The organism is Paenibacillus sp. FSL H3-0469 (assembly GCF_038051945.1).
In the GTDB taxonomy this organism is placed as follows: Bacteria; Bacillota; Bacilli; order Paenibacillales; family Paenibacillaceae; genus Paenibacillus_AQ.
The window spans coordinates 1,724,190-1,741,649 of sequence record NZ_CP150302.1 but is presented as its reverse complement, the minus strand read 5'-3'; the positions used below and the strand labels follow the sequence as shown (position 1 = coordinate 1,741,649).

The window sequence follows — 17,460 nt, the reverse complement described above, 5'->3', positions numbered from 1 at the left end:
TGAAGAAATAAGAATTAGAGCAGAATGATCTCCTCAGCGGTGTTGATCTCCGGCAGTCCGGCCAGCTTCACCAGGACCTCCTTCGGCACACCCTTATCAACGGTCAGGAGCATGATGGCGGCTCCGCCGATGATGGTACGGCCAACCTGCATGGATGCGATATTGACGCCGTTCTCGCCAAGCAGAGTACCGACGAGTCCGATGATACCCGGCTTATCGTTATGCGAGATGACCAGCTGATGGCCTTCAGGAGCAATATCGACCGGGAACTTGTTGACCTTAACGATACGTTCGCCGTAGCCCTGCAGCAGGGTACCGGCAACCAGACGCTCTTCATCATGCTCAGCCTTGAGTGTTACCGTGATGAGATTGGTGAAGCCTTTGGTTTTGGAAGCCTTGGTCACCACTACGTTCACGTCACGGGTCTTCGCCAGATGCATCGAGTTGACGATGTTCACATCTCCGGCGAAGTGGCGGGTGAGCACACCTTTGACGACATAACGGGTAAGCGGCTGGGTATCCACATCCGAGAGATCACCGGCATACTCCACATGGATCTCGCGGATCGCCCCGTCTGTAATCTGAGTAGCGAAGCTGCCCAGCTTCTCGCCGAGGGTGAAGTACGGCTGCAGCTTGTTCATCACGCTAGGTGCAACCGGCGGAATGTTCACCGCGTTGATGAACGGTTCGTTGCGCAGGATATGGAGGACCTGCTCCGATACATCGATCGCCACGTTCTCCTGGGCTTCAATCGTCGAAGCACCCAGATGCGGGGTCACGATAATCTTCGGATTTGTAAGGAACGGGTGGTCTGCTTCAGGCGGCTCCTTCTCGAACACGTCGAATGCAGCGCCGGCCACAATGCCGCTGTCAATCGCTTCTACGAGCGCCATTTCATCGATAACACCGCCGCGGGCACAGTTGATGATACGCATGCCTTTTTTCATGACTTCAAATTGCGGACGGGAGATCATGTGGCGGGTCTCCGGTGTGAGCGGTGTGTGAACCGTGATGAAGTCTGCCCCGCGCACAATGTCGTCTACCGAAGCCAGCTTCACTTCCATTTTCTCTGCACGGTCAGCCGTCAGGAACGGGTCATAGGCCAGGATGCTCATGCCGAAGGCTTTGGCGCGCTTGGCCACCTCGCTGCCGATCCGGCCCATGCCGAGTACGCCCAGTGTCTTGCCGCGCAGCTCGACGCCGAGGAAGGTCTTTCTGTCCCATACACCGGAAATGGTCTTCGCATAGGCTTGAGGAATATGACGGGCCAAGGCCATCATCATGGCAAAAGCATGTTCACAGGTCGTAATGGTGTTGCCGTCCGGAGCGTTGATAACAACTACACCGCGCTGCGTGGCGGACTCCAGCTTGATGTTGTCCACGCCGACTCCGGCCCGGCCGATAACCTTGAGATTAGTACCGGCTGCGATAATTTTGTCCGTTACAGTAGTCTGGCTGCGAACGAGTAAGCCGTCATATTCGCCAATGATTGCAACTAGCTCATCTTCACTTAGTCCTGTTTTCTTGTCTACAGTCACATCGCTTGCGTCCATCAATTGCTGAATGCCCAGATCGCTGATCGGGTCCGATACTAATACTTTAAACATGGTCTCTTGTCCTCCTTCAAATGGGAAAGCTATTGTATATGCCAAGGATCACCGGGTAAGGCAATCCGCAGTACCAGAACTTACGAGAGCCTAAAGAGCATATTGACACCAGGGTAACGCGCTGTCGCATAAAAGAAACAGCATGCAGAGGTACCAGATTCTTAGGGATATGGCAATAAAAAAACTCCCAACCCCATACTACTGCCGTAGTAAGGGACGAGAGTTGTCGTGGTACCACCCTAATTCACTGCGACGGTTAAGAGGCAGCCTCATTGGCCTGCAAAGGCCACACTGGTAACGGAGTGATCCGATTGTATCTACTCTTGTGTTCAATACAATATCTCAGGAGCGCTAAAGATTAATGTCCGTCACCGGTTCTCACCACCCACCGGCTCTCTGAAGACTGCAAGTAATCTTTGTTCCATCATCGGTTTTGCTTGATTAATTTGTCATAATGTAACATGGTGATGCCAAGTGTGTCAATAGGATTCTTCTGAGCGGGTCCGCCTTGAAGTGGGCCGTAATTTTCGTTATGATGCAATAACTGGTCTTACTCGTAGAAGAAAGGGAGCTGCGGCATGATCTCCTTGCCGTAATATTGTTCCCGCCACTTGATGAAGTCCTGCTCCTGCACCGCACCGGTGGAGATGAGCAGAGTGACGGAGGACTGAACATTATTCAGCTTCAGCGAGCTGGCGGTCCCGGAGTAGATCATATCATCAATCTTGGCAGTGATATCCTGCGGATCATATCCGGCATAGATGCCGCGGTTCAGCATCATATCGGCGATGGAAGCGTTCTTGAGCAAGAGCGGCATTTTTTTCCACTGAATGAAAGAGATTGTCTTCAGCTCGCCGGACTGCTGCGGAATGGACGAATGGGTCTTCGACCCCCATTTCAGCATGGAATCATAGAAGTTCTTCTGGGCCAGCAGCCCGAATCTCACGGCACTGGTTGTGAAGTTGTCGCTTCTCAGCATTTTGGCGGCTTCTGCGCCGGAAGCACCCGCCGTCACCTTGCCGGAGGCTTGGGAGAAGAGTGTGAGACTCTTAAGAATATTGAGCTGAGATTCATAGAGCATCGGTGAATTAGTGAAGAGCGAATCCTGGGTAACCTTATCATACTGCTTGTCCGCCAGAATACTCAGATTCTTCAGCGTTGCCGCGTTCTGGCGGGCATCCGTGCTGCGGGCAAGACCGTCCAGCTGTTCGTTCCAATTGCGCTTGAATTCCCGGTAGGGCAAAAATACGTTATGATAAAAGGTGACAAGATCCTGCTGCTGGTAGGAGCCGGAGAATTCCTGGGCGCTTGGGTGGTCCTTCAGCTGTGAATACTTGGCTTCTGTCTTGTCAGCTCCAACCTTGACTCCCGTGAAAAATGAAGCGAATGCGGATATTAGAAAAAACAAAAAACCTAGTGTGTACATCATTTGAGTGCGGGAGGTACGGCTGTTCATGATTAGGTGCTCCTTCGTATAGGTAAATTAACTTATGTAAAAACATTTATAGAACAGGCAGGTTATAATGAAAAAATTCAAATTGGGTGACATCAAAATTAAAAAGGCCGATCCACAGCAGTTAACAGACAAGCTGTTACTCATTAATCTGTACATTACTCAGGGCCTTACCTTATTTATCGGTTTGATATGGATATTATTACAGAAAAGAAATCCTATTCACATATTAAATTTTCCGGATAGTGTACATTTCGTGTACTGGGGACTTGGCCTGGCAGTTATTATGCTCGCTGTGGATTTCCTGCTAACCCATATTGTTCCTGAAGACAGCATGGATGACGGGGGAATCAACGAGCTGTTATTCGGCAAACGGCCGCTGTGGCATATTGTGGTCATTTCTGCGGTGGTTGCGGTGTGTGAGGAGCTGCTCTTCCGCGGAGCGATCCAGCATTCCCTTGGGCCGTACTGGACAAGTATACTGTTTGCCGTTATTCATGTCCGTTATCTGCGGCACTGGATTCCAACGGGCTGGGTCTTCCTCAGCAGCTATGGTCTTGGGCTTATTTACATCCATTCGGGCAGTCTGTGGGCACCTATATTGTGCCATTTCCTTATAGATTTGTTCTCCGGTATGGTTATTCGTTACAGGAGGGTATCATGACAGAACAATTAAGCCGGGTAAGGTCCCGCCAGAAACAGCAGAAGAGAGAACAACAGCCTCCGGCCAGAGCAGGCAAGCGTCAGCCGGCTTCCGTGGCAGCAGAAGAGCGTGCGGGAAGTCCGGTACCGGTGGCAGGGACACTGTCCAGAAAGGAACGCTTATCCGGACGCAGGGCCGCCGGAAGGCCGGAGCGTGAGGCGGCACAGCAGGAAGGGGAGCAGACTCCATCACGTGCAGAGAGCTATCCGTCAGAACGAATCCGCTTCAGCAAAATGTTCATCAATTCGCTGATTGTCGTATTTCTGATGCTGCTCGGCTTCCTCCTGTGGTGGGGAATTAACGGGGCACCGGATCTGGATAGCCTATGGAGTTGACTGCGGTGCTCCTGATTCTGCTTGGTGTGTGTCTTGTGGGAGCAGGGGGTATGGGCCTCCTGATGGTTGCTGCTGCCTTCAAGAAACGGTTGAATCATCAGGATATTGTACTGGAACGGCTTCCTGCCGTGTTCGACGGCTACCGGATACTGCTCATTACGGATATTCACCGCCGCCGTCTGCCGGAGGCAATGCTGAGCCCGATGCGGGGGAAGGTGGACGCAGTTTTCCTGGGCGGTGATATGACGGAGAAGGGCGCATCCATAGAACGTCTGCTGGAGAATATGACACTGGCCGCCTCCATTGCGCCTGTGTATGCCGTTCACGGCAATCATGATTATCGGGCGAACATTACACTGGTGGATAACATCATCCGGGGAAGCGGAGCCAGGCTGCTGGTGGATGAGAACTGCGTCATTGAGCGGGACGGTGAGCAGTTTATTCTTACTGGGGTGGACTTCCCGAGGCAAGGCGGCAAAAAGGCCTACGGGCCTCTGCCCGCCGTAGCTGAAGCGGATGCGGATGCCTTCCGGATCATCCTCGTGCATGATCCGCTCTGGCTGTCCCGGCAGCAGGAGGTTCCGGCTGACCTGATTCTGGCCGGGCATACCCATGGAGGCCAGGTTGTGCTGCCCTTGATCGGGCACCGGCATACCGATGAGTTCTACCGCCAGTATAATGCGGGGATGTATGAGATCCCCCGGAGCTATAATACGGCTCTCCCGCCGCTGAAGATGCTGATCAGCCGGGGATTCGGTACCGCGCACCTGCCGCTGCGCTGGCGCAGTCCGGCTGAGATGCATGTGCTGACCCTGCGCTGCGGAGGGCGGCATTCAGGATCTCAGGGAGTAATCAGATAGATACTTAACACAAAAAAACGGCTGCCCACATTTTGCGGGACAACCGTTTTTTTTGAAATATAAGAATTTATATGTTTCACACGATAACTTATCCTTCTATTTCTTGCTGAAACGGTACCGTCCTTAAAAGGACGGCACCGTTTCCACTTGACGAATTCAGTGCTTAGCGCATCTTCAGCTCAATGCTGCGCGGGTCTACAAAGCTGTAGCCCTTGCCCTCCAGCGTAGTCAACAGAGTGTCAAGCGCCTCTACCGTCCAAGGCAGCTCATGCATCAGGATATTGCTGCCGGAATGCAGCTGACCGGTAACATTGCTGACCAGCTTGCCGGTCTTATCCGCATCCTTGGCTTTCATCTCCCAGTCCAGGGAGCCATTGGACCAGGTCATATAGAGCATGCCGTTTGCAGCAGCGATTTTTTTGCCTACGTCACCTCCGGCACCGTGCGGCGGACGGAAGAAGTGAGGGGTCTCACCGGTAATTTCCTTAACGATCTTCTGAACATCTTCAATCTGCTTCTTCACTTCGGCTTCCGGCTTGTCCTTCAGCACAATGTGATCCCAGCTATGATTGCCGAGTACGCCGCCCCGTTTGTGGATCAGCTCCAGCAGCTCGGGATGCTCCTTCACCCGGTAGCCGTTGACGAAGAAGATCGCCTTGGCCTTGTGCTTGTCCAGCGTATCCATCAGCGGATTGATTAATTCCGCTTCCTTCGGCCCGTCGTCGAAGGTCAGCAGGACTACCTTCTTGTTCGTTGCCGGATCATTCGGGACAATGTCATAATTCTTGTTCATATGATACAGCAGCGGCACCTGCGCATCGCTGGCTGCCGCAGGCGTGGCCTCCGGTGATGCAGTGGCCTCAGGTGCAGCTGAGGCTGTTACCTCAGGTGCAGGAGATGCGGCTGTCTCCGCGGCGGCTGTTGCTGCCGCAGGCTGCGGCGTCTTTTCCGCTGCCTGACTGCCTTTATTTCCGCTGTTGCTGCAAGCTGACAGCAGACAAGCCGCCAGGAGCAGCGTTATTGTTGCTTTACCCACTTTTTTCATCTCGCTTTCTTGTTGTTTGGCTGTATGAGCGGCTACCTTTCCGCGAACACTAAGCATGATTTTACCATACAAGGAGGTTGGAGATATGAATACTTCGTCATTTCTGTGCGGGGTGCTGATTGGTGCAGCCGCCAGTATGATTATGTCCAAAAAACGCAGCGCCATGATGTCTGCCTTACTGCACTCGAATGGTTCTTCCTACAATGCGGGTGACAAGGCGAACGACAAAATTATGGGGATGGCTATGACCGGCTTCGGCAGCACAGCAGCAGGCAGCAGCCATGAACATTCAGGCTCTCATGCATCCGGCGGCGATCATAAAGAGGACTCCCCGTTAAAGTCCAAAGAATCAAATCTGAACATGCTGAAGGATTTCATCCGCAGCAACCCTGATGTGAAGCATGAAGTCGAGCAGATTCTCAAAGATACTCATACCGCCATACCGGGTTTGTAACCGGATTTAACCGCTGCAGAATCATTTTGGCGATGCCGGCATCGCTAAAGTGATTCTTTTTTAATATGGCTTTACATATAATGGGCAGCAAATTGGGCTGAATCTATATTTATTTACGTGCATTTGTAGCTTCAAAATGATAACATACATATATAGTAACCATTTTTGGCTCATTACTCGGGACTCATCATACATTAATATTAAATGAGCTTGCAAAAGGAGGATCCTGTCATGAGAATAGAGCGATTAAGTCAAGATAAGATACGGATTTTCCTCACTTTTGACGACCTGAGCGAGCGGGGCATCCAGAAGGAAGATATGTGGCAGGAGGTTCCCAAGGTGCACGACCTTTTTACGGAAATGATGGATCAGGCATACAGCGAGCTTGGTTTTGACGCTACGGGTCCGCTTGCCGTGGAAGTGTTCGCATTGCCCGCGCAAGGCATGGTCGTTATTGTGACCCGGGGGAAATATGATCACCATCAGTACGGTGGGGCCGGGGAAGATGAATTGCCTGAAGAGATTTACGAAATGGAAGTTACTCTTGAACAAAGCGACTCCATTGTATATGCGTTCCGCGACTTCGAGGTTCTGGTGGAAGCGGCTCATGTGCTAATCGGCAATATTACTTCTCAAGGACAACTGTATTCTTATAATGATAAATGGTACCTCTACTTCGATCCGAAGGAGTTTGAAGAGGCTGCACTGTCAGGGCTGGTAGGTGTGCTCGCTGAATTCGGAGATTCCTCTCCGGTCACTCAGGCTGTTCTGGCTGAATACGGCAAGACTGTTATGGCGGAGAACGCGATTCAGACGCTGTGCAATCATTTTAAACGCCAGGAATAAGAGAGTATGGTAAGGTACGGTTCCTTCCATAACATCTTCAGCAGGGATTAGGTTTAAGCGCAAGGGAGGCTATTCGGTGCTTTTGTTATCGGTCATTTCGTCAGCAGTTGCACCGGGACTTGCGCTGCTGACTTTTTTCTATCTGAAAGACAAGTATGATCAGGAACCGCTCCATATGGTGCTTAAGGTGTTCCTGCTTGGCCTGTTGATCGTGCTGCCGGTGATGATTATCCAGAGGGGGCTTGTGCTGGGGCTGGGCGGTGGTCCTTATGTGGATTCCTTTCTGATCTCAGCCGGGGTGGAAGAGGCCCTGAAGTGGTTTGTGCTGTACCATATGATTTACAATCATACCGAATTTGACGAGCCCTATGATGGAATACTATATGCCGTAGCGATTTCGCTCGGCTTCGCAACAATAGAGAATGTAATGTATGCGTGGTACAGCAATGCTTCATTCGGCACCATGATTCTAAGGGCGCTGCTTCCAGTCTCCGGACATGCCATGTTCGGCGTAATTATGGGCTACCATATGGGCAGAGCCAAGTTCTCCGGCGGGGTTAAGACCCGGAAGATTCTGCTGATTTCACTGCTCCTGCCCTGGCTGTGGCATGGGATCTATGATTTTCTGATCGCCACGACAGCTAACTACTGGATCTGGTTTATCGTGCCCCTGATGGCGGTTTTATGGTATAGAGGCATGGGGAAGGTAGCGCGGGCCAACAGCCGTTCTCCGTTTCGCTTTTTGAAGCGCGAGGAAGAGGTTAACCTATAATCGAGATGGACACACTTAATCCTACAGGGCAGTTCCTTAAGGCAAGGAATTCCAGAAAGGAGAGAGAGGTGTCTTTTTTTGCGAGTAAAAGTTCGGATTGTCTGCAAGCAGTGCGGTGAAACCTACATATTAAGAGGGAACAAGGAGCAAGGGGTTGTCCAGACCGGCTTCAAGCAATGTCTGTGCAGCTGTGTAAGCGGCTTTGAGATTGAGGAACGGGCCTGAAGACCGGATTCTTGAAATAGTGCATAAGACTTCTCAGTTATTGTCAAACTAACGGCAATAAGCTACTGAAAGGAGCTATGCGGACCTATGTACAAAAGATTAAGTGCCATAATGTTCCCGCTTACCGCACTCTTGCTGCTTGGAGCGCTCGTCTGGGGGTATCAGGAGAATCAGGAGAAGAATTCGATTCTGATCAAGGCGGAGAATCAGTATCAGCGCGCGTTCCATGATCTCTCCTTCCATGTGGAGCGGCTTCATGGTGAGCTGGGCAATACGCTTGCGGTGAATACTACCTCTAACGGAATGCACCGCAAGGGACTGGTCAATGTATGGCGGATCACCAGCGAGGCGCAGAACGAGATTAACCAGCTGCCGCTGACGCTGCTGCCGTTCAGTGAGACAGAGGAGTTTCTCTCCAAAATCGCTAACTTCTCCTACAAGGCTGCGGTGCGTGACTTCACCAAGAAGCCGCTGACTGAGGGGGAGATGGCGAATCTGAAGACGCTCTACCAGAATTCGTCTGAAATCTCCAGGGACCTGCAGAAGGTTCAGGACAAGGTCATCGGCAAAAAGCTGCGCTGGATGGATGTAGAGACTGCACTGGCTACAGAGCAGAAGGCTGAAGACAATACGATTATCGACGGGTTCAAAACCGTGGATAAACGCGTAGCGGCATACCCGGAGCTGGACTACGGCCCTTCAGTTGCAAGCATCTATGATAAGCGGTCGGTGAAAAAGCTGGGCGGCAAGCCGGTTACCGCTGACCAAATCAAGGGCAAGGCGATGAAGTTCGCCGGGCTCGGCGGGAAGGCACAGGTGAAGATTCAGGAGAACGGGAAGGGAACCGAGTGGGCCTCTTATACAGCTACTGTGACTTCCGCAGAGCATAAAGAGCCGGTTTCGATGGACTTCACAGCGGAAGGCGGACTGCTGATCTCTTACAATGACAACCGCGAGGTTGGACCGGCCAAAGTATCCATGAAGCAAGCTGTGGAGAAGGCGGGCAAGTTCCTGGAGAAGAAGGGATATCACGGCATGACCGCAGTCAGTGCGGACCGGTATGACAATCTGGGCAATCTGACCTTCGTCAGCAGCCAGGACGGCGTGCTGATCTATCCTGAGAAAATGACGGTTCGTGTCGGGTTGGATACAGGGGAAGCGGTAGGGTTTCAGGCAAGCGACTATGTGAATGAGCATAAGGAGAAGCGCGTGCTGCCTAAGCCGAAGCTGTCCCTGGCTGAAGCCAGAGCGATGCTTAACCCGGAGTTCAAGGAGCTGTATAACCGGCTGGCCTGGATCGAGAATGAGGATGCGGTGGAGCTGTTGACCTATGAATTTGGCGGCAAAATAAACGGCTCACAGTTCAGAATTTATCTGAATGCCGCTGACGGCAATGAGGAAGCGGTGGAACAGATCCGCACCTCCTCGGGGGCACAGGACAGATAGAGGACGGCTAAGCTCCGCTATACCCGCTATAATACAGAAGACGCATTTCCGGAAACGGAGGGCGTCTTTTTTTTATACCTAATAATAATTCTGACCGGCTATGAAGGGGCGTGCTATAATCGGTTTAGCATTTATTACTAACTCAAGCGGCGGTGACAGGTTTGTATCCCAAAATCAATGAATATCTATTCCTCCAGGTCGCATCCAGCGATGCGGCAGAGTCTGAGATCCAGTACCGGGCAAGGATTGCTGATATGGAGGACGAGAGCATCCTGATAGAAATTCCCATGCAGGAGAGCAACGGCCGGCTTAAAAAGCTGTTCGTCGGTGACGAGCTGTCGGTCTATTTTCTCACAGAGGGCGGCATCAAGAATTACTTCAATACTCATGTGCTCGGATTCAAGGAAGATGTCATCCGGATGGTCCGGCTGCGCAAGCCCGAGGCAGAATCCATCTTCAAAATTCAGCGCCGCAGCTTCTTCCGCGTCAATGCCGAGCTGGAGCTTGCCGTTAAGGATGCTCTGGGCAGCCGGTTTCTGGTGCGCACCGAGGATATCGGCGGCGGCGGAACGTCATTCTTAAGCGATGCCAAGATTACATTAGGGGTGGCAGACAAGCTGTCCTGCTGGCTGCTCGTCTCCTACCGGAACGGAAGCACTGAGCATGTTAATTTCGAAGGTGAGATTGTACGGATCAAACCGCTGGAGACCGGGCGGAATCTGGTCATGGTTAAATTCTCGGCCATTTCCGATACGGAGCGGCAAAAAATTATCCGGTACTGCTTTGAACGCCAATTCGATTTCCGCAACCGCTGATTCCCTGTCAGGAATCTTCAAACGGGCCCTAAATCAGCTTTTTTCTCCCTAAAAAACCTCAATGTCATTTTGCACTGGGGTTCAAACTGTGGTATAATTTTATAAGTCGCAGGCAATGCCTGCTTTTTTCTTGAGAATATCAGCAAGTTCCTAGAGAGATATGTCGATAGGCGTATTTCTGCGGAAGAGTGTTTGAGGAGGAATGCCCCGTTGGACAGGCAGGATACACATACTAACGACCGAATTAACGTCGCCATCGACGGACCTGCCGGGGCAGGCAAGAGCACTGTAGCCCGATTGGTAGCACGGGAGCTGTCTTACATTTATGTGGACACGGGTGCCATGTACCGGGCAATCACCTGGTATATGCTTCGTGAAGGCATAGCTGCAGAGAATCATGAGCTGGTGGACCGGAAGGTCCAGAATATGGCGATTGAGCTTCTGCCGGAGAAAGATGTGCAGAAAGTGCTGATTAATGGGGAAGACATGACCCCGCATATCCGCAGTCTTCAGGTCAGCGGCCAGGTGTCGCAGTATTCGAAGATTGAGGGTGTAAGATCCAGACTCAGTCACTTGCAGCGTCAGATGGCGCTCCGCAAGGGGGTTGTAATGGATGGCCGGGATATCGGTACAACCGTACTGCCGGATGCCGAAGTGAAGATTTTCATGACGGCAAGTGTGGAGGAGCGTGCTCTCCGTCGTTACAAGGAACTGAAGGATACGGAAACAGTGACTCTCCAGCAGCTTGAACATGATATTGCAGCGCGGGACCGGCTTGATGAAGGCCGGGAGATTTCACCGCTGCGCCGTGCCGAGGATGCTATACTTCTCGATACAACGGATATGGATATCCTTCAGGCCGTGGAAGCCATCGTCTCCCACTGCAGAACCTATGTTGACGGGGAGAGAAATCATCTATGATTTATGCAATTTGCGTGGCCTTGCTTCGTATGATTTATGCCATACTGTTCCCGCTTAAGATTGTGGGAAGAGAGAATGTGCCGAAGGAGGGTGGAGTCCTGCTCTGCGCGAACCACATCAGCCTGCTTGATCCCATGACGATCGGCATTAAGCTGAAGCGACAAGTAAGATATATGGCCAAGGCGGAATTATTTAATGTTCCGGTGCTGGGCTGGCTCATTAAGCAATTGGGCGCTTTTCCTGTCAAACGTGGCGGCGTAAGCAAAGAATCCATTAAGACGTCCCTCAATACGCTTCGCAGCGGACATGTGATGGGCATCTTCCCGGAAGGAACGCGGAACTCCGATTCCGGTTCAGCCAAGAAGGGTGCGGCAAGCTTCGCGCTCCGCAGCGGCGCAGCCGTTGTACCGGCAGCTATTATCGGGTCCTACAAGCCGTTCCGCCGGATGACTGTTGTATATGGGGCACCCATTGATCTCAGCGCATTTGAAGGTGCGGGAAGTGATTCTCTGGAAGCTGTAACCGATGTTATTATGGGACGCATCCATGAAATGATCAGTACCGGTAAGCCCAGTTCGCGGTAAGTCCGGGAGCCAAATCTCCTGCTTCCGTGAATAGCTTATAAATTACAGCATAACCGCTATTTTTTGGAACATACTAATCAACAAAGTGAAATGGTTTAACGAAGCAATGATTGTTTTGAACTCTGCTCTACGCGGGTTTAAATAAATGGGGTTTTGAATCGAGGAGGGTAATCACATGTCTGAAGAAATCAAGAATCAAGAAGCTGCGGATAACGTTGAGAATAACGAGACCGTAGAAGGGACAGAAGCTGTAGAATCCGCTGTAACGGAATCTGCAGAAGTTGTTGCCAGCAATGAAGAAGAAGTGACAAGCCAGGAAGGTCTGGAAATCATTTCTCTGAAAAAAGGCGATACCGTGAAAGGAACAATCGTCAAAATCGAAGATAACCAAGCTTATGTAAGCATTGGATATAAATACGACGGCGTTATTCCTATTCGCGAATTGTCTTCCGTTCAGCTGGACAATGCTGCAGCAGCGGTAGAAGTTGGCCAGGAAGTGGAATGCAAGGTTGTCAGCATCAACGACAACAAGGAGAGCCTGGTGCTGTCCAAGCGTGCCATCGACAGTGAGAAATCATGGGAAGATCTGGAGAAGTATTTCGCTTCCCAGGAATCCTTCGAAGTTACTGTAGCTGATGTTGTCAAAGGCGGCCTTGTGGCTGACGTTGGCGCACGCGGCTTCATCCCGGCTTCCATGGTTGAGCGTCACTTCGTTGAAGATTTCAGCGACTACAAGGGCCGCACACTGCGTGTCAAAGTGAAAGAACTTGACCGTGAGAACAGCAAGGTAATTCTCTCCGCCAAAGAAGTTCTGGAGGAAGAATTCGAAGCGAACAAGCAGAAGATTATGGCTGAGCTGTCCGAAGGCCAAATCATCGAAGGTACGGTTCAACGCCTGACTCAATTCGGCGCATTCGTCGATGTTGGCGGCGTAGACGGACTGGTTCACGTATCCGAGATCGCTTGGAACCATGTAGAGAAGCCATCCGATGTAGTATCCGAAGGCGACAAGGTTCGTGTTAAAGTACTTAAGGTTGATCCTGAAAAGGGCAAAATCAGCCTCAGCATCAAAGCAGCTGCTCCGGGTCCTTGGGATTCCGCAGCTGGTCAGATCAACATCGGCGATGTAGTTACAGGCGAAGTTAAACGCCTTGTAAACTTCGGCGCATTCGTTGAACTGCTGCCAGGCGTTGAAGGCCTTGTGCATATCTCCCAGATCTCTCACAAGCACATTGGTACTCCGCACGAAGTGCTCAAGGAAGGACAGGAAGTACAAGTGAAAGTACTTGACTTCAACCCATCCGAGAAGCGCGTCAGCCTGAGCATCAAGGAAACTGAAGAAGCTCCGGCTCCTTCGGCCAGACCAGAACGCAGCAACAGCAGAGACAGAGCGCCTAAAGAAGTGCTGAACAATCCTAACGTATCGCTCAGCAACGAAGGCCTCAGCTTCACACTGGCTGAACGTTTCGGCGACAAGCTGGACAAATTCAAGGGTAACAACTAATCCCTTTGTTATCTCATCATAACGGGTAAAGTAATCGGCGAGCCCTCGATCAGAGGGTTCGCCGATTGTCTTTTCACGGTTAGCCAATTGTAAGGTTTTTTGCTATGATGAGTAACGTAAGGAAGACAGGAGGAATGAATATGGCAAGACCCGTAGTGGCCATTGTCGGCAGGCCTAACGTCGGAAAGTCGACGATCTTTAACCGGCTGATTGGCGATAGACTGGCCATCGTAGAAGATAAACCGGGGATTACACGTGACCGGATATATGGAGTCTCCGACTGGAACGGCAAATCCTTCAGTGTCATTGATACTGGCGGGATTGAGATTGACGGAGAAGACGCTATTCTGAAATCCATCCGCGTTCAGGCGGAGCTGGCGATTGAGGAAGCAGATGTGATCGTCTTCATGTGCGAGGCGAAGAGCGGACTCACGAGTTCGGATGAGGAAGTGGCGCAGATTCTGTTCCGTTCCGGCAAGCCGATCGTTCTGGCTATCAATAAAGTCGATAACATGAAGCGCACCGAAGATATTTATGAATTTTACACCCTTGGAATTGGTGATCCGATCGGCATTTCAGGAAGCCATGGAACCGGCATCGGCGATCTGCTGGATGCGGTTGTCGAACGCCTGCCCGATAAGGTAGATGAGGAATATGATGAAGATGTCATCCGTGTGGCCTTGATCGGACGTCCGAATGTGGGTAAATCTTCACTGGTTAATGCGATTCTGGGTGAAGAACGCGTTATTGTCAGTGATGTTGCAGGGACTACACGCGATGCGATTGATACGCCGTTCGAACGGGATGGCCAGCGTTATGTGCTGATCGATACAGCGGGCATGCGCAAACGCGGCAAGGTCTATGAGAACACGGAGAAATACAGTGTCATGAGAGCGATGAAGGCGATTGAGCGCGCTGATGTTGTACTCGTTGTAATCAACGGTGAAGAAGGCATCATCGACCAGGACAAGCACATTGCCGGGTATGCCCATGATGCAGGTAAGGCTTCCGTCTTTGTCGTTAACAAATGGGATGCCATTGAGAAAGACGACAAGACGATGCAGAATTTCGAACGCACCATCCGCGATCACTTCCTGTTCATGAGCTATGCTCCGGTGGTATTCCTGTCTGCGCTTACCAAACAGCGTCTGCAGAAGCTGCTGCCTGTCGTACAGCATGTGGCCCAACAGCACGCCCTGCGGATTACTACCCATCTGGTGAATGATGTGGTGTCGGATGCCGTGGCGATCAATCCTCCGCCTACGGACAAAGGCCGCCGTCTGCGCATTAACTATGTAACTCAGGTTGCTGTAAAGCCGCCCACCATCGTGGTATTCGTCAATGATCCTTCGCTGATGCACTTCTCCTATGAGCGTTATCTGGAGAACAAGATCCGCGCAGCATTCAATTTCGAGGGTACACCGATCCGCCTCTTTACACGGCGCAAATCCGAGAACGAAGGTTAGGGGAGAAGAGTAGTGGCGTTTGAACTTCTGGTAATCGTTATAAGCTATCTGCTTGGCTCCGTCAGCTTCAGTGTATTGCTCGCCCGGCTGCTTAAGGGCATTGATATCCGCCAATATGGAAGCGGCAATGCGGGAGCGACCAATACGCTGCGTGTGATGGGGAAGGGACCGGCCATACTGGTGCTGTTTCTGGACGTACTGAAGGGAATTGCCGCAGTTTGGCTTGGCACATGGGCCGGCGGATGGGGAAGCTGGGTCGCAGTGGTCTGCGGTCTCGCTGCCATCATCGGACATAACTGGCCGGTCTATTTTCACTTTCGCGGAGGAAAAGGGATTGCAACAACGATTGGCGTGATGGCTACGCTGGTATTCTGGCCTGCGCTGATTGCCGGTGTGATTGCTATTCTCGCTATTGTACTTACACGATACGTCTCACTGGGCTCGCTGATTTTTGTGGCTCTTACACCGGTGTGTCTGCTGTTCACCGAGCGTACAACCCCGGAGCTATGGGGAAGTCTGATCATCGTGGTGTTCGCCTTCTGGCGTCACCGCAGCAATATCGTGAAGATCTCGCAGGGCCGTGAGAACAAAATAGGCTCCAAAGCCAAGGAGGGGAATCGCGTTGTCTGATAAAGTAACCGTGCTGGTCGCGGGCAGTTGGGGAACTGCGCTGGCTACTGTGCTGGCGGCTAACCACTCGGAGGTTTATCTGTGGACGCGAAAGCCTGAGCAGGCTGCCGAGATTAACGAGACACATACGAATCATCATTTCCTGCCGGGAATCAAGCTCCCCGGGAATATTATTGCCACCAAGGACATGGAGACTGCTGTCTCCGGTTCAAAGGCGGTAGTCATTGTCGCGCCTTCTTCCGGAATGCGTCAGGTGGCGCATAGCCTTAAGCCGTTCTGGAAGGACGATATGCTCTGCATTCACGCCACGAAGGGCTTCGAGACCGAGACCATGAAGCGGATGTCCACAGTGATCTCGGAAGAGCTGGGCTGCGGCGAAGGTGACATTGTTGTGCTCTCCGGGCCGAGCCATGCGGAAGAAGTGGTGCGGCTCTGTCCGACCACGGTTGTAGTGGCTTCGCCGGATGAGGGCCGTGCCAAGGCGGCACAGGGGCTGTTCATTAACAATGACTTCCGTGTGTATACCAACAGGGATCAGCTGGGAGTAGAGCTGGCTGGTGCACTGAAGAATATTATCGCGCTGGGTGCAGGGCTGTCCGACGGGCTGGGCTTCGGGGACAACGCGAAGGCGGCGCTGCTTACCCGCGGCCTGGCTGAGATCTCCCGGGTCGGTGTGGAGATGGGAGCGAATCCCTTAACCTTCTCCGGCCTTGCCGGACTCGGTGACCTGGTCGTAACAGCAACGAGCCAGCACAGCCGGAACTGGCGTGCGGGCTCTATGCTGGGCCAGGGCCAGCCGCTGAATGATGTGCTGGACTCGATGGGGATGGTTGTCGAAGGCATCCGGACGACGGAGGTGGCTTATGCAATCTCGCTGAAGCTGGGCGTACAGATGCCGATTACCGATCAGATTTATCATGTGCTGTTCAAGGGCAGAACACCGCGTAATGCCGTGGAAGCTCTGATGGGCCGTGACCGCAAGACGGAGATGGAGGCTATTTCCCAGGAGACCTGGGAGCAGTGGCATTCCTGATCACGTTCACCTTTTGCCGGAATATCTCATATGTTGTTAATGGGGATTGACGGAGGAGGGATGAACAGTGAGCAGAGATTTTTCCAAGGATGCTTTGAACGCCATCAACAAGAAGACGGGCAAAAACATTTCGGAAGGTGCCATCAAAAAGCTGGCCGGTACGGTTAAGCCGGGCACCACACAGAATGAAGCCCAGCTCCGCCAGTTAATTAAACAGGTATCCGCTATGGCTAAAGTGCCGGTCAGCGAGGCTACCGTACAGGAGATCGTCAATGCTGTTAAAAAAGGCGGCGCCGGTTCCGGTACGATGGAGTCTTTAATGAAAATGATGCTGAAAAAATAGCATATCCGTGAAGTAAGGCCATTCCTGCCGGGATGGCTCTTTTTCAGATTGGGCATAACTCCGGAAGGTAAGCTGATTCCGCGGTTGATGCTCTTTTTTTCCATCGGCAGGGGCTGATCTGTAAATTAATACTTAAAAAATGACGGATTTCACGCTATAATAGTCGCAATCCGGGAAAAGTGAAATGGAGGCGCATGACCTATGGACCCGATGACAAAAATGTGGCTGTCTCTGATTGCGGTACTGATTATGGGCTTATCCGTTTTTTTGATTACTTTTGCACGCAGCAAGACGAAGGGACTGCTTAGAGCTGTTTTATCGGTCATTGCTTTTGTCATCCTGCTGATCGGAGTTTTGGGCGGGGCCGCTTCAATTATGTAAGCATTTACATTATAATCAGGCAGACGTATTTCTGACA

At 51.7% G+C, this 17,460-nt stretch carries 20 protein-coding genes and 1 other annotated feature; of the genes, 17 read left to right on the top strand and 3 right to left on the bottom strand.

Annotated features, from left to right (window positions below; translation table 11 throughout):
- Window positions 1-14: 14 nt before the first annotated feature.
- Both serA and NSS83_RS07725 read right to left on the bottom strand, forming a co-directional pair.
- Window positions 15-1,607 (bottom strand): phosphoglycerate dehydrogenase, encoded by a 1,593-nt coding sequence (gene serA, locus NSS83_RS07730; protein WP_341184946.1) that lies wholly within the window; start codon window positions 1,605-1,607, stop codon window positions 15-17.
- Between the two features lie 209 nt (window positions 1,608-1,816).
- Window positions 1,817-2,044: a binding site (T-box leader), on the bottom strand.
- Window positions 2,045-2,157: 113 nt separating this feature from the next.
- On the bottom strand, window positions 2,158-3,063 hold the full coding sequence (locus tag NSS83_RS07725) for a hypothetical protein (RefSeq protein WP_341184947.1): 906 nt from the start codon (window positions 3,061-3,063) through the stop codon (window positions 2,158-2,160).
- Between the two features lie 67 nt (window positions 3,064-3,130).
- Here NSS83_RS07725 and NSS83_RS07720 point away from each other — a divergent pair, with 67 nt between their 5' ends.
- From NSS83_RS07720 to NSS83_RS07710, 3 genes are read left to right on the top strand one after another with little or no spacing between them, the layout of a single operon-like run.
- Entirely contained in the window at window positions 3,131-3,724 is a 594-nt protein-coding gene (locus NSS83_RS07720; RefSeq protein ID WP_036698166.1) for a type II CAAX endopeptidase family protein, read from the top strand.
- Window positions 3,721-4,098, top strand: a complete 378-nt coding sequence (locus NSS83_RS07715; protein WP_341184948.1) for a hypothetical protein — start codon at window positions 3,721-3,723, stop codon at window positions 4,096-4,098. The genes NSS83_RS07720 and NSS83_RS07715 overlap by 4 nt, the downstream gene beginning before the upstream one ends.
- Before the next feature lie 50 nt (window positions 4,099-4,148).
- Window positions 4,149-4,958: a metallophosphoesterase family protein gene (locus tag NSS83_RS07710; protein ID WP_341347990.1), complete on the top strand. Its 810-nt coding sequence runs from the start codon at window positions 4,149-4,151 to the stop codon at window positions 4,956-4,958.
- A 163-nt stretch (window positions 4,959-5,121) separates the two neighbouring features.
- On the opposite strand, the gene NSS83_RS07705 is transcribed toward NSS83_RS07710, so the two are convergent.
- Window positions 5,122-6,003, bottom strand: coding sequence for a polysaccharide deacetylase family protein (locus NSS83_RS07705; RefSeq protein WP_341184950.1), 882 nt, complete (start codon window positions 6,001-6,003; stop codon window positions 5,122-5,124).
- Window positions 6,004-6,088: 85 nt separating this feature from the next.
- On the opposite strand from NSS83_RS07705, the gene NSS83_RS07700 reads away from it, so the two are divergent.
- The 14 genes from NSS83_RS07700 (at window position 6,089) to NSS83_RS07635 (ending at window position 17,423) form a co-directional block, all read left to right on the top strand.
- The gene (locus NSS83_RS07700; protein WP_341347989.1) at window positions 6,089-6,457 is read left to right on the top strand and encodes a hypothetical protein; all 369 of its coding nucleotides are present in this window, start codon (window positions 6,089-6,091) and stop codon (window positions 6,455-6,457) included.
- Window positions 6,458-6,688: 231 nt separating this feature from the next.
- A complete protein-coding gene (locus NSS83_RS07695; protein ID WP_036698160.1) occupies window positions 6,689-7,303 on the top strand; it encodes a genetic competence negative regulator in 615 nt (204 codons plus the stop codon).
- A gap of 76 nt (window positions 7,304-7,379) precedes the next feature.
- A complete protein-coding gene (gene prsW, locus NSS83_RS07690; protein WP_340752861.1) occupies window positions 7,380-8,075 on the top strand; it encodes a glutamic-type intramembrane protease PrsW in 696 nt (231 codons plus the stop codon).
- A 78-nt stretch (window positions 8,076-8,153) separates the two neighbouring features.
- Window positions 8,154-8,300, top strand: coding sequence for a hypothetical protein (locus NSS83_RS07685; RefSeq protein WP_179090427.1), 147 nt, complete (start codon window positions 8,154-8,156; stop codon window positions 8,298-8,300).
- An 87-nt stretch (window positions 8,301-8,387) separates the two neighbouring features.
- Window positions 8,388-9,746: a germination protein YpeB gene (ypeB, locus tag NSS83_RS07680; protein ID WP_341184952.1), complete on the top strand. Its 1,359-nt coding sequence runs from the start codon at window positions 8,388-8,390 to the stop codon at window positions 9,744-9,746.
- 161 nt (window positions 9,747-9,907) lie between these two features.
- Window positions 9,908-10,561, top strand: coding sequence for a flagellar brake domain-containing protein (locus tag NSS83_RS07675; RefSeq protein WP_341184953.1), 654 nt, complete (start codon window positions 9,908-9,910; stop codon window positions 10,559-10,561).
- A 210-nt stretch (window positions 10,562-10,771) separates the two neighbouring features.
- Window positions 10,772-11,482 (top strand): (d)CMP kinase, encoded by a 711-nt coding sequence (gene cmk / locus NSS83_RS07670; RefSeq protein WP_341184954.1) that lies wholly within the window; start codon window positions 10,772-10,774, stop codon window positions 11,480-11,482.
- Entirely contained in the window at window positions 11,479-12,066 is a 588-nt protein-coding gene (locus tag NSS83_RS07665) for a lysophospholipid acyltransferase family protein (RefSeq protein ID WP_341184955.1), read from the top strand. The genes cmk and NSS83_RS07665 overlap by 4 nt, the downstream gene beginning before the upstream one ends.
- Window positions 12,067-12,241: 175 nt before the next feature.
- Window positions 12,242-13,570, top strand: a complete 1,329-nt coding sequence (gene rpsA / locus NSS83_RS07660) for a 30S ribosomal protein S1 (RefSeq protein WP_341184956.1) — start codon at window positions 12,242-12,244, stop codon at window positions 13,568-13,570.
- Window positions 13,571-13,710: 140 nt separating this feature from the next.
- The gene (gene der / locus NSS83_RS07655) at window positions 13,711-15,036 is read left to right on the top strand and encodes a ribosome biogenesis GTPase Der (RefSeq protein ID WP_340752867.1); all 1,326 of its coding nucleotides are present in this window, start codon (window positions 13,711-13,713) and stop codon (window positions 15,034-15,036) included.
- Between the two features lie 12 nt (window positions 15,037-15,048).
- Window positions 15,049-15,666 carry a glycerol-3-phosphate 1-O-acyltransferase PlsY gene (plsY, locus tag NSS83_RS07650; RefSeq protein ID WP_341347988.1) on the top strand — a complete coding sequence of 206 codons (618 nt, stop codon included), beginning with the start codon at window positions 15,049-15,051 and terminating at the stop codon, window positions 15,664-15,666.
- The gene (locus NSS83_RS07645) at window positions 15,659-16,699 is read left to right on the top strand and encodes an NAD(P)H-dependent glycerol-3-phosphate dehydrogenase (protein ID WP_341347987.1); all 1,041 of its coding nucleotides are present in this window, start codon (window positions 15,659-15,661) and stop codon (window positions 16,697-16,699) included. The genes plsY and NSS83_RS07645 overlap by 8 nt, the downstream gene beginning before the upstream one ends.
- Window positions 16,700-16,766: 67 nt before the next feature.
- Window positions 16,767-17,042: a stage VI sporulation protein F gene (locus NSS83_RS07640; protein ID WP_036698146.1), complete on the top strand. Its 276-nt coding sequence runs from the start codon at window positions 16,767-16,769 to the stop codon at window positions 17,040-17,042.
- 201 nt (window positions 17,043-17,243) lie between these two features.
- Window positions 17,244-17,423 (top strand): DUF2768 family protein, encoded by a 180-nt coding sequence (locus NSS83_RS07635; RefSeq protein WP_036698144.1) that lies wholly within the window; start codon window positions 17,244-17,246, stop codon window positions 17,421-17,423.
- The last annotated feature ends 37 nt before the right edge of the window (window positions 17,424-17,460 follow it).